The following is a 15537-nucleotide window of genomic DNA, read 5'->3' as shown; positions in this document are numbered from 1 at the left end:
AACCCCCGCGAGCGCGGGGCCGAGACGGTGTAGGTGCTGAGGCGCTCGCCGTGCGCGGAGCAACCCCCGCGAGCGCGGGGCCGAGTGGTCAGCCTGTTCCTGCATGGCCTCTACGTGGGAGCAACCCCCGCGAGCGCGGGGCCGAGTTGTCGGCGGCGGGCGCCAGTCGCTTCGGCCGCGAGCAACCCCCGCGAGCGCGGGGCCGAGGAGGCCGAGAAGCGGCTCCCGCCGGGCAACGTGGAGCAACCCCCGCGAGCGCGGGGCCGAGGGCAGGTGGGCGAACGCGGTCTCGGCGACGAGGGAGCAACCCCCGCGAGCGCGGGGCCGAGTCCCGCTGGCCTGCCAGGGTGGCGTGGGCGGCGGAGCAACCCCCGCGAGCGCGGGGCCGAGAAGCTGAAGGTCGCCCTCGGCGTCTCGACTCAGGAGCAACCCCCGCGAGCGCGGGGCCGAGAGAGCGGAAGTGCCGGCCGAACCGCACCGCGGCGAGCAACCCCCGCGAGCGCGGGGCCGAGGGGTCGTTCAAGGCGATGTCGTTCGCCTCGCGGGAGCAACCCCCGCGAGCGCGGGGCCGAGCTGAGGGGTGTTGGCGGGTGGTGCGGTGGGTGGGAGCAACCCCCGCGAGCGCGGGGCCGAGCGATCGGGTCGCCGCCCGTCAGCCGCTTCATTGGAGCAACCCCCGCGAGCGCGGGGCCGAGCCGCCGAGCCAGGTCCCCGTCATCGAGGCCAGAGAGCAACCCCCGCGAGCGCGGGGCCGAGCGCCCGCAGTGACCTGCAGGCCCTGCCCTGCCGGAGCAACCCCCGCGAGCGCGGGGCCGAGACCGTGGCCCGGATCAACCGCGCCGCGGGGGCGGAGCAACCCCCGCGAGCGCGGGGCCGAGTTCCCGGCCGGTCCGGAACGGGGCGGCGGGAAGGAGCAACCCCCGCGAGCGCGGGGCCGAGAAGACGAAGGCGTGCGGGTTGTGGCCGAGCTCGGAGCAACCCCCGCGAGCGCGGGGCCGAGCCGTGGAGCAACCGCAGCTCGGACAGCGCGAGAGAGCAACCCCCGCGAGCGCGGGGCCGAGGACTCGTGGCGCTCCAGGTGCCGGATGTACTCGGAGCAACCCCCGCGAGCGCGGGGCCGAGAAGGTGAGGCCGCGCGGGGTGCCGTCGGGCTGGGAGCAACCCCCGCGAGCGCGGGGCCGAGTGGCGGAGGATCCGGCGTTCGGTGTCGGTGAGGGAGCAACCCCCGCGAGCGCGGGGCCGAGGGGCTCAGATCAGCCCGGGCTTCCTCTCGAAAGGAGCAACCCCCGCGAGCGCGGGGCCGAGCCAGACCGGCCGTCCTGCGACCCGAACCCGTGCGAGCAACCCCCGCGAGCGCGGGGCCGAGGACCTGCAAGAACAGCATGATCGTTTGGGGGGAGAGCAACCCCCGCGAGCGCGGGGCCGAGTGCCAACGGCGGCCGGTGGGGTTAGAGCAGTTCGAGCAACCCCCGCGAGCGCGGGGCCGAGGAGGGCCTGTCGCGGGAGGGGATCGCGGCCAGGGAGCAACCCCCGCGAGCGCGGGGCCGAGAGGCCCATCTGCCGGAAGATCGTGGAGTACTCGGAGCAACCCCCGCGAGCGCGGGGCCGAGACCCGGCGCGCGGATCGTACACCGCGCCTGGCTGAGCAACCCCCGCGAGCGCGGGGCCGAGCGCTCTGACCTGGGACATTCCAGGATTCCGAGCAGAGCAACCCCCGCGAGCGCGGGGCCGAGCGCCTTCCGCAGCCGCTGGTACGCCCCGACCAGGAGCAACCCCCGCGAGCGCGGGGCCGAGGACACGGTGCCCCGAGGCACGCGCCCGTATCGGGAGCAACCCCCGCGAGCGCGGGGCCGAGTGTACGCCCCGCCTGCCGTGCGCTCCGTCAGCGGAGCAACCCCCGCGAGCGCGGGGCCGAGGCGTTCACGCTCGGCGGCCGCGCGGTCCTCGCGGAGCAACCCCCGCGAGCGCGGGGCCGAGCACAAGCTCCCCGGGCAACCGGGGGTGTCCCGGGAGCAACCCCCGCGAGCGCGGGGCCGAGGGGCCCGGCGCACGTCTCGTCGCGCCAGCAGCGGAGCAACCCCCGCGAGCGCGGGGCCGAGATCGCCGAGGCGGCCGGAGAGGTCAAGGCCACGGAGCAACCCCCGCGAGCGCGGGGCCGAGGGTACATCAGCCGCGCGGTCGCCGAGCGCGACGGAGCAACCCCCGCGAGCGCGGGGCCGAGCCGCCGTCACAGACCGGGCCCGCCTCGCCCCCCGGAGCAACCCCCGCGAGCGCGGGGCCGAGCTCAACACTGACGACACCGCGTCCGCTGACGGAGAGCAACCCCCGCGAGCGCGGGGCCGAGCGGTCGAACCAGCCGACCTCGGCGCGCAGCCCGGAGCAACCCCCGCGAGCGCGGGGCCGAGTCGCGGGCGTGGGTGGTGCGGGAGCGGGCGGGAGAGCAACCCCCGCGAGCGCGGGGCCGAGGGCGGCGCCGGCCACGGCTACCACCTTGCCGGGGAGCAACCCCCGCGAGCGCGGGGCCGAGAGCTGCTGCCGGGCCACCTGCAGCTCGGCGGCAGAGCAACCCCCGCGAGCGCGGGGCCGAGTCGGGGTTCCGCCGGGCCTGGACCGCCTGGTAGGAGCAACCCCCGCGAGCGCGGGGCCGAGTGCCGACGGCACCTTCGGCGGCCACCAGGGCGAGAGCAACCCCCGCGAGCGCGGGGCCGAGAAGGGGTTGAGGGGGATCCCGAATGGCGTCAGGGAGCAACCCCCGCGAGCGCGGGGCCGAGTCGAAGCCGTTGGCGTCGACGGCGGTGTCCCCGGAGCAACCCCCGCGAGCGCGGGGCCGAGGCTTCGTGAGCTGCGGTTTTATCGGGTCGGGCGGGCGGAGAGAATCAGTCCGTCGAAGTCGATGGGCTTCCAGCGGTCTGTGCCGGCGGTGCGGACGGTCCAGCCTTGTTCGTTGGTGGCGGGTTCGACGAGGATGGCTTGGCCGGTGCCGATGCGGGTGGCGAGGAGGTCCCAGAGGCGGTCGCGGATGCGGCGGCTGGGGTTGCCGACGAAGACGCCGGCGTGGACTTCGACCATCCAGCGGGTGAGGTGGCCGCGTAGGCCTTCGGGGGCGGCGATCAGGACGATGACGGTCATCGCGGCGGCTGCTTCGGGTCGTTGTCGAATTCGGGGCCGACGATCGCCAGGTGTTCGTCCTCGTCGCCCATTCCCGGGTCGATGGCCTGGAGGAGGGAAGTTTCTCCTCCAGCAGACCAGTTGACGCCGCCTTGGACCGTGCCGACCTTCTCGTCCCACAGCTGGTTGACGTCCTGATCGGCCAGGTCGATGCCGTCCGGGGTGAGGAGGGCTTTGACGTCCCGGACGATCCGGCCGAGGAGACGGTCTTCTGCGATGCGGTCGCGCAGGCCGAGGCGGGCGTCGCGTTCTTCGGTGTGGCCGCGGGCGGTGAGGTCGAAGGCGAGGGGGATGGTGTAGTCGGCTTTGTAGAGGTCGGCGATGTCGAGGACGAAGGACGTGGCGAGGCCGGTGTGGACGAAGCCGAGACCGGGGCTGGCGCCGAGGCCGGTGATGACGGCGTGGCAGATGCCGTAGAGCGCGGCGTTCGCGGCGGAGAGGAGCCGGTTGAGGTCGTCGCCGGCGGCGTGGGCGTCTCCGGGTTGGTAGACGCGTCCGTTCCAGGGGACGCCGGTGCGGCGGGCGTGCGCTTGGTAGAGCTTGCGGATCCGGGCGCCTTCGCGGCCGCGCAGTTGCTGCATGGTGGCGCTGTCCACGTCCTCGCCGGGGAAACGCATGCGGTACATGGCGCGGGCGACGGCGAGGCGTTCCTTGGTGCGGCTGACCAGCCACGCCTGCCGGTTCAGCAGTCCGGCGCCGCGGCTGGGGCCGAGTCCGGCCGCGTACATGCGGACGCCCTGCTCGCCGACCCAGCACACGGTGGTGCCGGAGTCGGCGAGCAGGTTGACCGCGCCGTGGGTGATGCGGGTGCCGGGGCCGAGGAGGACGACGGCGACCATGGCGGCCGGGATGCGGACGGTTTCGCGCTTGTTGATGACGACGACGGCGTTCTCGTCGCGGTCGATGTGGCTGCGTTCGACGTAGACGCTGGAGACGCGGTCGGAGAGGCGGTGCAGGTCGTGGGGGTGGGCTTTCCACCAGATGTCGGCCATCGGTCAGCGGGCCGCGCCGGTGCCGGGGAGCGGGGCGAGGGTGAGCAGCCCGCAGCCGTAGGCCTTGGCGGGGCCGATGCCTTCGAGGAGGGCGGTCTTCAGGAGGGCGGGGTCGCTGATTCGCAGGTGTCCTTCGAAGGTGGCGGTGGTGAGGGTGACGGGGGTGCGGGTGCCGGGCTTGGTGAAGGTGCGCCGGTCACGGTCGGTGATCCGGACCTCGCGGGCCGGTGGCGTGTCGCCTTCCGGGGCGTCCAGCCCGGGGGCGGGCGTGTCGGTGCAGGCTTCGGGGACGGTGAAGCCCCAGCGGGTGGTGCGGTCGAGGAACCAGGCGAGCTGGTGTGCGGCGGTGCGGTGGGGGACGCGGTAGGAGCGGTGGTGGAGTTCGTCGGCGGTCTTGGTGCGGTGGGTGCTGCTGCCGGTCGGGTTGGAGGTGTTCTGTACAGGGCTGGCGGTGAGGCGGAAGGCGTACTCGCGGCCGAGGGCGAGTTGGGCGAGCAGCGGGCTGTAGTCGCGGACCGCGTAGTGCTCGCCGTCTGCGTCGGGCCATCCGGCCTGTTCGACGAGGTGGGTCCAGTCGGGTTTGCCGGGGGTGAGGACCAGGAGGTGGGGCCGTCGCGGGTGGTCGGTGTCGAGGCGCCAGAGGACCCGGTCGCCGGGGGCCTGGTCGGGGACTCCGGCCTGGACGGCGCCGTGCAGGGCGCGCGGGTTGGCGAGCAGGGTGCGGCTGGCCGCGCGCAGGGGGTTGATGCGGACGCGGGAGAGGTAGGTCATGGGTCGGGTCACCAGCCCAGCAGGGCGAAGGGGTCGTGGCCGCCGTCGGCGGGCGGCTCGGTGGGGACGGCGGCCCGGAGGCCGGTGGGAACGCTGAGCCACTCGTGCCGGACCTTGCGGCTACTGAAGCCGCGGCGGCGCGGGTCGAAGCTCAGCGGGACGTCCTGGCAGGTGTCGTCCCCGTGCGGGTCGTCGAAGCTGGCCGCCAGGTCGACGCGGTCGGTCCGGCGCGGGGCCTGGCCGCGTTTCGCCTGCCGCTCGTACGCCTTCCTGGTCTGTTCGTTGGCCTGCCAGGGTTCTTCCGCGAGGGCGGTCTCCAGCGGTGTGCCGCGGCGGACGCCGAGGCTCAGCGGTTGGGTGGGCGTGCAGGAGCGGCGGCCGAGGGCGAGCGGGAAGGCGGGGTGGGTGACCGCTTCGCCGAGCACGGTGACCAGTTCGGCGGGTCCTTCGACGGCGACGAGGAACACCGCGTCCTGGAGGTAGTAGCGGTGCGTCACGTGGGTGTGCTTGCTCGGCGACGTGGGCTTCTGGATGCCCTTGGCATTGACCCCGGCCTGGGGAAGCGGCAGGCCGCGGTAGTCGCTGACGGTGTGGTAGTCCCGCAGGAGCGTGCCGGGCTGGTCCACCCGGACGCCGAGCCGCAGGCCGACCAGGTCGGTGAGATCGGCTTCGCGAGGGCGCCCGGCGGCCGCTGCGAGCAGCCCGACGACGCCGGACTTGGTGGGCTGCGGGGTGGTGTCGCGGCGGTTGAAGGCGCTGCGGTCACCCCAGGACTGGAGCGGTCCGGCGAGCCGCAGCAGGAGGACCGCCCGGTCGTCCGGCGGGGTGCTGTCGGTGGCGGGCATCAGTGTTCCGCCGTCCGCTCGGTGAGGGCGGTGCGCAGGCCGTCGCGGAGTTCGGCGAAGGTGCGGTTGGCGCCGAACGCCTCGGCGAGCGCGGCCGCTTCGGGGCTCGCGGCGTCCAGGGTGTGGCAGATGGCGGTGTGGAGCGGTTCGTCGCCCCACTGGGAGGTGGCGGTGCGGTACTCGGCGGCGAGGCGGCGGGCCGATTCGGCGAGGATGCCGTCGCCGACCGGGACGGCGTTCTCGTACGCGGAGACCAGGTTGACGGGCTGGTCGGTGCGGACCACGACGGCGACCAGGCTGGGCCGGGTGCGGTGGGCGAAGGAGTTGCCGTAGCCGGTGGGCATGGAGCGGGCGAAGGAGTCGACGAACAGGTCGACGGCCTCGACGGCGGTCTTCTCCTCGCCGAGGTTGTCGGTCAGCTGGTGCAGGCCGACGGTGGCGTAGCGGTACAGGGTGGCCGAGTTGAAGCCGATGGTGCCGATCATTCCGGCGCCGGTCTCCTCGTCGCCGGTCTCGTCGTCCACGGCCGTGTAGTAGTCGAACTCGAGCTCGGTGGCGTGGGTGGAGAGGGCGTGCGCGACCTGGGTGGCGGCGTCGACGTTGAGGCCGGGGATGTCGGCGACCATCCGGCCGAACAGCGCGACGTCGACGGGATGGCCCTGCTGGAGCTGCTCGCGGACCGGCAGGTTCTTCACCCGCTCCTCCAACTGCTGGTCGTCGAGCGCCGCCAGCTCCGCCGCGTCGGCGACCACCAGGTCGACGATGCCCTCCAGCTGCCGACGGCCGTAGAACAGCAGGTACGCGGTGTCGCCGGCCTTCTTGCCCGCGGCGATGCCCATCGGCTTCAGCAGCGCCCCGGCGATGCGCTGCGCGTCCTCGGGGGACAGGGCGGCACCGGCGGCACCGGCCCGGGCGGTGAGGCGCTCGGCGAGCTTGCCCGCGATGCGCTTGGTGCGGGTGCCGAGGTCCTGCGGCTCGTAACGCTCCGCGAAGTGCATGCGGGTGGCGCGCTTCCAGGCCTGGGAGGAGACCCGGGAGCGGCGCTTGCCGCCGAAGTACGCCTCCTTGGGGCTGCCGTTGTCGTCGCGGTTGAGGTTGGCCGGCGGGACGGTCTGCAGGATGTGGACGTCGATGTAGAGACGGGGACGGGAAGGCACGCGCTTCTCCTGGGGCTGGGGCTGGAACGGACGGGACGGGGTGCGGTTGCCGAGGGTGGTCACTCGTCGTCGGGGGTCTTGCTCTGCCAGGCCCGGTAGCCCAGGGCCCACTTGAGCCGGACCTGGGGCCGGCGCTCGGACTGGTGCCAGGCACGGATGTCGGCCATCAGGTGGTCGTAGTCGAGGGGCTGGCCGACCGTCCGCAGCTGGGTGACCAGGCCGCGCAGGTGGACCAGGAGGGCGGGAACGCTCGTCGCGGCGGCCAGTTGGGCGACCCTGGCGTCCAGCGCGTTCTCGCTGTACTTGCCCTCGCGGCGCAGTTCGCGCAGCGCCCGGCCCAGTTTGAGCCCGCTGCGGTGCATCGGCCTGCTCTGACCCTGCTGGTGCAGGCCGTAGAGGGCGAGCGCGGCGTGCTCGGCCTGCTGCTCGTCGGAGACCTGGTCACGCAGCGCCAGCACGTCGTCGACCTCGGTGCTGTAGTAGGGCCACATCTTCGGGCTGTCCATCACCGGTCGGCCGAGTCCGGAACGCAGCGCGGCCAGCTCCTCGCCCGGCGGGCGGCGCGGCTGCTTGGAGCGGGGGTCGATCCGCCAGCCGTGGTCGGGGGCGGTGTACTTGTCCCAGTACCGCTGTCGGGCAGCGGGGTGATCAGTCGTCAACGTGGGCTCCGGAGAGGGGTTTCGCGGTGTCTTCGGGCGCGCCGGACCGGTCTCGTACGGCGGTGCGGGCGGTGTGCGCGTGGCGCGGGAGGATGCGGGCGACCTCGCGGTTGAAGCTGTCGGCCGCCGTGCCGAGGGAGAAGGCGTGGGCCTTGCCTTGCTTGCCCGCCTGGGTGACGGTGCGTCCGGCGAACGTAGTGGCGGGGGCCGCTGCCAGCAGGGCGTCCGCGTGCTCCCAGGTCCGCCAGGCCGCCGCCTCCTCCCAGGCGAAGCGGCCGCGCTCCAGCAGGTCCTCGTCCCCGCCCGCCGCCCGGGCTCCGGCCAGCACCCGGCGGACCAGGCCGTCGAGAACGTGCAGCAGGAGTTCGCCGGGCCGCTGCCCCTTGTCCCACGGGATCGGGTCGGCTCCGGCCGCGCGGCGCAGGTCCGCGGAGAGGTTGTTGAGGGCCCGGGCGAGTTGCTCCGCCTGCTCGGCGACGTCCAGCAGGAACAGCCGCGTCGCGCTGTCCTGGTGGAGGGCGAGCAGCGGGAGAGGGATCGTGTCGTGAACGACGTCTTCGACCACCGCGGACTGCGTGCCGTACACCATGCCGAAGGTCTCGATCCGCAGCGGGTAGTCGGCGGCCAGCCTGCCGTCCTCCTGCAGGGCGCCGATCCGGTCGAGCAGCACGCTGGTCTCGAAGACGCCCCCGTCGTTCTGCCGGACGGGCGCGAGCAGCGCCTCCAGCCCGCGCCAGGCGGCCTTGCCCTGCGCGTGGCGGCGCGGTCGGCGCTCGGGCGCCCGGTTCGGCGTCTTCTTCGCCGACGGGGTGAACGCCCAGGCGGTGTGCGGCTCCCACTCCGGCGTCGCGGCGAGGCGGTCACCGGCGCTGATCACGACACGGGTCACCTTCGTCCAGCCCGCATCGTCCTGCTCCGGGCACAGGCGGACGCGCCGCGCCTGCCAGGTCCACAGGTCGAGCAGGCCCTCGACGGGCCGCTGCTCCCAGGCTGGGGTGCCCGGGGGGCGCTCCCACTGGGGCTTGCCGAGGTTCGCGGCCGCGGTGACCGGGATGTTCAGCTGTAGCGTCTCGTACAGGGTGCGCCCCATCGGGACGATCACGCCGAGCTGCCCGAGGGGGCCGGTCGGGTTTCCGGTGGTCTTGCCCGCCTTCGCCTGGTCGTCCCCGACGACGCCGGTCTTGATCGCGGCGGTGTCCCAGCAGTGGGTGTGCAGGAGCCAGTGGGCGGCCTGAGCAGGCGTCAGGTCGAGCGGGTCGGCGTCCGAACGGCTGGCGAACAGCGGGACGTTGTTGCCGCTCGCCGCGGTGGCCACCAGGGCGGCTGCCCCCTTCGTCTCGTCCTTCGCCGTCCGCAGGCCGGCCACCTGCGCAAAGGGCGCTACTTCGTCGAACAGCTCGAAGCGGGCCCGGTGCTCGGCCAGGTACGCGAGCAGGCGCTCCTTCTCCTCTGCGCTGAACCCTCCCCGGGCCAGGCGCTCACCCTGCACCGCCGCCGTGGCGGGCGCCCCCAACGCGGCCACGACCACCGGCAGGAGAACCTGGCGCAGCACCGCGGGGAGCTGCGTGGCGAAGTCGACGGACAGGCCGTCGAACTCGTCTGCCCGCGTCAGCGTTTCGGTAATTCCCAGGTGAACGGGCGGGCCACCGTCGAGCGGGCGCAGCGCCAACCACGGCTCGTCCACCAAGTTGTACTCGGGCAAGCGTCATTCTCCCAACTAGCCCTGTCTGGATGAGGATTGGCATTCATACTGGCACCGGTATCCATCCTTTGGGGGGTGAATGCTTGAATTACCGCCTGCCCCCAGAGGGGATGGCCCCTAGCCGTGTCTACGCGGCTGGATCGGCACCAAGTTGGCCCCGCGGTCGCGGGGTTGGGGGTGGACAGGATTCTTCCCTGCCCACCCCCCGCAGTACCTATGGGCGGCCGGTCACGACCAGCCCGAGCCGGTCGTCGTACCGGATTTTGCAGCCGCCGAGCCTCGCCTCGTCCTGCTCGTCCAGCTCCAGTGCCTTGCCGTAGCGAAGCCACGGATGGTCGCGCCAGCCCGGCAGCGGGCCGAGGGCGTGCTGCTCCACCGCCGCGGTGAGCGCGGTCGGGAGTCGGACGGTGCCGGTGAGCACGTCGTCCAGCAACTCGGCCGCGGTCTCGCCGTTCGGGCCCAGTGCCCGGCCGGTCATCGCCCGGTAGCCCCCGTCGGTCCTACGGACCAGGAGCACTTCCACGCTGGGGTCGCCGTCCCTGACCAGAGCCTCCATCTGCCCGTCGCGCAGTACGCCCCGTCCCCCGTAGTGAAGTCCTTCCAGGGTCGGCTGCCCGTGCTCGCCGGCCCGGGCGAGCAGGTACTGCGCGGCCGACTCCCGGCGCGCGCGTCGGTTCTCGTCCCAGGTCTTCCGCGCCGCCGTCTCCCCCTCGGCCCACTCGGGCGGGACGATCCGGTCGGTGCCGTAGACCCGGGCGACCAGCTCCGGGACCTGTCCCGGAATGCTCCACTCGCCGCCGTCGGCCTTGATCACCTCGGCCGCCGTGCGGAGCAGCAGGTAGCGCCCGTAAATCCCCTCCGAGGCTCGAAGCAGCCATGGGACTCCGCCGCCTGCCTGGCGTAGCCCCGTCACAGCGACCGTCGGGTGCTCGAGCCGGGACGGGCGCGGGTTGCCGTCGTGGCGGTGCAGGCGGCCGATGCGCTGCAGCAGTAGGTCGATCGGTGCGAGGTCCGTGACCAGCAGGTCCGCGTCGACGTCGAAGGACTGCTCGGCGAGTTGCGTGGCGACGACCACCATCCGTTGGGGACGCGGTCGGCCGTCGTCACGCCTGCCGAGCGCCTGCAACACCGCCGTGGTGCGGTCCGCACGGTGTCCGGCATGGAGTCGGCCGTGCAGCAGGTGCACCTCCTGGTCGCCGAACTTCGCGCGCACTGCCTCGAAGGTGCGCTGGGCCCGGTCGACGGTGTTGCGGATGACCAAGGCGCAACCACCGTCGGCAAGTTGATCTCGCAGGTACTCCGCAACTGCCTCGGCAGCCGGGCCCGACGGATCCTCGTCCTTCGGATCGGCCACCGGCTCGTCGAGAACGTGCACCTTGACCTTCAGGTCCTCCTCCCGCCAGGTCTCCGTGCTGTCCACCAGCAGGTGCGGACCGTCCTCGCCCACCCATGCCGCCGTCACGTTCGGATAGCCCTTCGGCTGCGGGAATTCGACCTCCGGCAGGGTCTCGACGCACTGTGCCCCGGCCAGGTACGCCGCCACCAAGTCGCGGCGCTGCTCGGGCGGGAGCGTCGCCGACAGGAGCAGCACGGGCACGCCTGCCTGCCCGAGCCAGCGCAGGCCCTCCAGCAGGAACTGGGACATGTAGACGTCCGCGGCGTGCACCTCGTCCAGGATCACCACCTTGCCCACCAGGCCGGCCATCCGCAGCATGACGTGCTTCGTCCGGGTCGCGGCTTGGAGGAGCTGGTCGACGGTGCCGACCGCGAACGGGCTGAGCAGACCGCGGCGTCGCCCGAGGAACCACTCGGAGGGGCCGCGTCGTTGTGGCTCGGGCTCCTCCTCCCCGAACGACCAGGTCATCCCGTACTCGTCCTCACCGACCGAGCCGTAGCAGTCGTCCGCACTGAAGCTGTCGATGCCGTCGGCGCCGTCGAGGAGGGCACGCCACTCCTTGTTGAAGATCCGCTTGCCGTGCAGCAGGGCCACCTGGTCGGCGAGTCGTTCGTCGATCTCCCCCAGCCAGGAACGGACTTGAGTGAACATCGGATCGGCCGTCGCCTGGGTCGGCATGCCCAGGAACACCCCGTCCGCCCCGCTCCGGGCCGCCAGCACCTCCGCCGCCGCGAGCGCCGCCTTCGTCTTGCCCTCCCCCATCGGCGCCTCGATGACCACCAACCCCGGCCCGCCCATCCGGTGCACCGCGTCCAACACCATCTGCTGCGACTGCCTGGGGCCGTCACCGAACCTGTCTTGGAACAACTCAGGCCCGGACAAATCCAGTTGCCCCCACCCTCCGCGCAGCTCCAGGGCCGACCAGGCCGCCTTGGCCCGCTTGCGCGCCCCTTCCAACGAGACCTGCGCGAGATCGGCGATACCGTGGAAGTGCCGTTCGTTGCTGGCAATCCAATCCGCCATCACCACGAACCCCGCGAGCTGCAACTGCACCACCCGAGGCGGCACCTCACACGGCTGCACCTCGGCCAGCGGACACTCGCCGCCGAAGCCGACCTCCCGGCTGAAGACCTCGAGCAACACCGCCTGGGCCCTCTGCCAGGCATCCCCTCGCCCCTGGAACTCCTCGTTCTTCTTCGGCGGCGCCAGATCACCCGCCGTCGGAAACGTGCCGTGATGCCCCGCCACCAGCGGCCACACCCAAGCCGTCTGCTTCTCCGTCCAGCCCGCTTCGGCAAGCAACTTTCGCAGTAACCGACCACCCGCCCGGTCGTGCCGCCACTTCTTGCCCCCCGCGAGGGCGTACTCGTTCCACCTCAACCCCACTGCCCGCACCGCTGCGGCACCAGTCGCATCCATGCGCTGGAAAGCCGGGGTCGCCTTCCCCAGGTCGTGCACACCACACAACCACACGAACAACAACCGGCCCCGACCCCGACCACCCGCCACCGCATCCAGCCGCCGACGCGTCACGGGCGGCAGGTACTCGTCCCACATCACTTCGGCCACCGCGGCCGTGTCCAGCATGTGCGAGATCAGGAGATTCGCCGTCCCTCCGGCCTTCCCCGCCGACTTCCCCCACAACGCCCCCAGCCACCCGGCCGTCTCCCCCGAGAGCTCCCAACTCCCCACAAGTCCGCCCACCTTATGTCTCCGATCCACTACGCTCCGGAGCGTAGAAGACCCCACTGACAGTCCCGGACATCACTCAAACCATGTGCACCTCCCCGCTGAACCCAACTGACAAAAACACCACCCCTTGACCCACAACACCCCAGCTCACCAAGCCTCGGCCCCGCGCTCGCGGGGGTTGCTCCAGCTTCGCCGCGTCGGTCGGGTCGCCCAGCATCTCGGCCCCGCGCTCGCGGGGGTTGCTCCACGATGTGCGCCAGCGCACCTCGGGCCTCGGTCCTCGGCCCCGCGCTCGCGGGGGTTGCTCCCCTGGTGCCCCCGCATTTTCCGCGCGCAACGGCTCGGCCCCGCGCTCGCGGGGGTTGCTCCCGCATCGACCAGTACCACCACCTGTTCCGCTCCTCGGCCCCGCGCTCGCGGGGGTTGCTCCGGCCTTGCCTCCCGGGTGACTTGGGGGCGAACCTCGGCCCCGCGCTCGCGGGGGTTGCTCCCCGGGCTCCGGCCGGATGCCCGGGTCTAAGGTCTCGGCCCCGCGCTCGCGGGGGTTGCTCCGCATCAGCGGTCAGAACGGCGGTTCCTCCGAGCTCGGCCCCGCGCTCGCGGGGGTTGCTCCCCACCGTGCCCACGCTAAGACGCGCCCCGACCCTCGGCCCCGCGCTCGCGGGGGTTGCTCCTCCGCGTACTCGTTGGTGAGGTCGGGGAGTTCCTCGGCCCCGCGCTCGCGGGGGTTGCTCCCTGGGGCGCCGTGTTCGGCCAGCCCGTAGGCTCTCGGCCCCGCGCTCGCGGGGGTTGCTCCGGACGCCGGGAGGTGAACCGCCTCGACGTGTTCTCGGCCCCGCGCTCGCGGGGGTTGCTCCCCCCTGACCGCGTGGAGGGCGAAGAACCCCAACTCGGCCCCGCGCTCGCGGGGGTTGCTCCAGGACGCTGGCGAGGGCGGGTGCGCCGAGGTACTCGGCCCCGCGCTCGCGGGGGTTGCTCCTGCCGGTCCGTGGGGCGTGGTTGCCCTGCGCTCTCGGCCCCGCGCTCGCGGGGGTTGCTCCGGCCACACCGTTCCGAACGACGGTGCGACGGCCTCGGCCCCGCGCTCGCGGGGGTTGCTCTGATGCCGATGTGCACTGTGCCTCCCCGCCGTACTCGGCCCCGCGCTCGCGGGGGTTGCTCGTCGATGGTGATGCTCCGGGGCGCGTCAGTGCCCTCGGCCCCGCGCTCGCGGGGGTTGCTCCTCGTCGACCTCGGCAAGAGCCTGCGCCGCCGCCTCGGCCCCGCGCTCGCGGGGGTTGCTCCCCTGTCGCGACCGCGGTGGCGACGGAGCCCAGCTCGGCCCCGCGCTCGCGGGGGTTGTTCCTCGTCTCTCACGGGTGCCTCCAGGGAATGGCGCTCGGCCCCGCGCTCGCGGGGGTTGCTCGGGGCGGTCAGGTCGCCGCCCAGGGTCGCGTGGCTCGGCCCCGCGCTCGCGGGGGTTGCTCCCGCGTACGGCTCCGGCCACGGGGCCCTGAACGCTCGGCCCCGCGCTCGCGGGGGTTGCTCCCGGCCCATCAGCGCGATCTCGCCCGCCAGCGGCTCGGCCCCGCGCTCGCGGGGGTTGCTCCTCGGCCGAGCCGACGGTCGCCCCGCCAGCCAGCTCGGCCCCGCGCTCGCGGGGGTTGCTCTTCAGCGATCCGATCCTGCTCGGCCACCGGGAGCTCGGCCCCGCGCTCGCGGGGGTTGCTCCAGCATCAGCATGGCGGCGCAGGCGTACTTCTCCTCGGCCCCGCGCTCGCGGGGGTTGCTCCCGGTTCAGGTGGCCGCTGCAGAGGCTTACAAGCTCGGCCCCGCGCTCGCGGGGGTTGCTCCAGCAGGCCGTCCAGGTGCCGCTCCCGCTGCAGCTCGGCCCCGCGCTCGCGGGGGTTGCTCCGCCGGTGAGGCGGAGCGGGCGATCTTCGGCGACTCGGCCCCGCGCTCGCGGGGGTTGCTCCGGGTCGCCGCCGGGCACGCAGCCGGAGCGGACCTCGGCCCCGCGCTCGCGGGGGTTGCTCGCGGGCGGACAGGACGTTCGCAGCCATCTTCGCCTCGGCCCCGCGCTCGCGGGGGTTGCTCCTCCTCACCAAGGTCAAGGAAGCCGCCCCTGCTCTCGGCCCCGCGCTCGCGGGGGTTGCTCCCACTCCGGCAGCACCGCGGGCTCGGCGCCGGCCTCGGCCCCGCGCTCGCGGGGGTTGCTCTTCGCCCGCCGCCAGATCGCCAGCGAGCAGGAACTCGGCCCCGCGCTCGCGGGGGTTGCTCCTGCCATGAGAGGCCCGCCACATGCCGTGGTTCCTCGGCCCCGCGCTCGCGGGGGTTGCTCCTGCTGGTGGAGCTCGGCGGCGTGCCGGAGGAACTCGGCCCCGCGCTCGCGGGGGTTGCTCCAGCCTTACGTCCGTGAGGACTTGGGCGCTCATCTCGGCCCCGCGCTCGCGGGGGTTGCTCCTGGCCGCCGAAGAAGGCCACCGCCGAGCTGATCTCGGCCCCGCGCTCGCGGGGGTTGCTCCTTCGGCAAGGAGTCCTGCAGTGCGGCGCCCTCCTCGGCCCCGCGCTCGCGGGGGTTGCTCCTACCAGCTGCAAGACGGCATCCGACCGGCCGACTCGGCCCCGCGCTCGCGGGGGTTGCTCCCCCTACTACGCGTCGGTGGAGACGGAGGGGTTCTCGGCCCCGCGCTCGCGGGGGTTGCTCCGCTCCTCGGCCCCGTGCGCACCGCACGCCACGCTCGGCCCCGCGCTCGCGGGGGTTGCTCCGGTTCGCCGCGGTGCTGCCCGCCGGTCAGGCCCTCGGCCCCGCGCTCGCGGGGGTTGCTCCCCGTGGTTCGGTCGGGGACTGCCGCCCACCGGCTCGGCCCCGCGCTCGCGGGGGTTGCTCCTCCCCCGCGGGCATCGCCGCCCTCGCCGCCTGCTCGGCCCCGCGCTCGCGGGGGTTGCTCCGTGTGGGCCGCGGAGGTGCCCGAGTTCCTCATCTCGGCCCCGCGCTCGCGGGGGTTGCTCCACATGACGTTCGTCGGTCCCACGGGTTCCGGGCTCGGCCCCGCGCTCGCGGGGGTTGCTCTGCCTGTCAACGGCCATGTAGTTCGCCCCGCAGGCGGCCAGGGATCTGCCCCGCTGGCGGCCAGCTGGATGTCCCCGACGGCGGCCAGATAACTCCCCACCGT

The 15537-nt window shown here is 73.6% G+C and carries 8 protein-coding genes and 2 CRISPR repeat arrays (1 of these 10 only partly in view); all 8 genes read right to left on the bottom strand.

Features of this window, described 5'->3' with window-relative positions:
- Positions 1-2832: a CRISPR direct-repeat array (repeat unit 29 nt; unit sequence GGAGCAACCCCCGCGAGCGCGGGGCCGAG) (it extends 188 nt beyond the left edge of the window).
- Between the two features lie 18 nt (positions 2833-2850).
- The 8 genes from cas2e to OO57_RS29485 all read right to left on the bottom strand — a co-directional run bounded on the left by cas2e (position 2851) and on the right by OO57_RS29485 (position 12382).
- Positions 2851-3129 (bottom strand): type I-E CRISPR-associated endoribonuclease Cas2e, encoded by a 279-nt coding sequence (gene cas2e / locus OO57_RS29520; protein ID WP_033255765.1) that lies wholly within the window; start codon positions 3127-3129, stop codon positions 2851-2853.
- Entirely contained in the window at positions 3126-4160 is a 1035-nt protein-coding gene (gene cas1e / locus OO57_RS29515; RefSeq protein WP_033255764.1) for a type I-E CRISPR-associated endonuclease Cas1e, read from the bottom strand. Before cas1e ends, cas2e begins: the two co-directional genes overlap by 4 nt.
- A gap of 3 nt (positions 4161-4163) precedes the next feature.
- Complete coding sequence (gene cas6e, locus OO57_RS29510) at positions 4164-4931, bottom strand: type I-E CRISPR-associated protein Cas6/Cse3/CasE (RefSeq protein WP_033255763.1); 768 nt, start codon at positions 4929-4931, stop codon at positions 4164-4166.
- A gap of 8 nt (positions 4932-4939) precedes the next feature.
- Positions 4940-5776 (bottom strand): type I-E CRISPR-associated protein Cas5/CasD, encoded by an 837-nt coding sequence (gene cas5e / locus OO57_RS29505; RefSeq protein WP_051778398.1) that lies wholly within the window; start codon positions 5774-5776, stop codon positions 4940-4942.
- Positions 5776-6933, bottom strand: coding sequence for a type I-E CRISPR-associated protein Cas7/Cse4/CasC (cas7e, locus tag OO57_RS29500; RefSeq protein WP_033255774.1), 1158 nt, complete (start codon positions 6931-6933; stop codon positions 5776-5778). Before cas7e ends, cas5e begins: the two co-directional genes overlap by 1 nt.
- A gap of 59 nt (positions 6934-6992) precedes the next feature.
- A complete protein-coding gene (gene casB, locus OO57_RS29495; RefSeq protein ID WP_033255762.1) occupies positions 6993-7592 on the bottom strand; it encodes a type I-E CRISPR-associated protein Cse2/CasB in 600 nt (199 codons plus the stop codon).
- Positions 7582-9294 carry a type I-E CRISPR-associated protein Cse1/CasA gene (gene casA / locus OO57_RS29490; RefSeq protein ID WP_033255761.1) on the bottom strand — a complete coding sequence of 571 codons (1713 nt, stop codon included), beginning with the start codon at positions 9292-9294 and terminating at the stop codon, positions 7582-7584. The genes casB and casA overlap by 11 nt, the downstream gene beginning before the upstream one ends.
- A 214-nt stretch (positions 9295-9508) precedes the next feature.
- A complete protein-coding gene (locus OO57_RS29485) occupies positions 9509-12382 on the bottom strand; it encodes a CRISPR-associated helicase/endonuclease Cas3 (RefSeq protein WP_081974050.1) in 2874 nt (957 codons plus the stop codon).
- 156 nt (positions 12383-12538) lie between these two features.
- A CRISPR array of direct repeats spans positions 12539-15435; the repeat unit is 29 nt; unit sequence CTCGGCCCCGCGCTCGCGGGGGTTGCTCC.
- Between the last annotated feature and the right edge of the window lie 102 nt (positions 15436-15537).

It is taken from the genome of Kitasatospora phosalacinea, assembly GCF_000717185.1.
Classification (GTDB): domain Bacteria; phylum Actinomycetota; class Actinomycetes; order Streptomycetales; family Streptomycetaceae; genus Kitasatospora; species Kitasatospora phosalacinea_A.
Note: the sequence above shows the minus strand (reverse complement) of the source record. Positions and strands in the feature narration are given on the sequence as shown.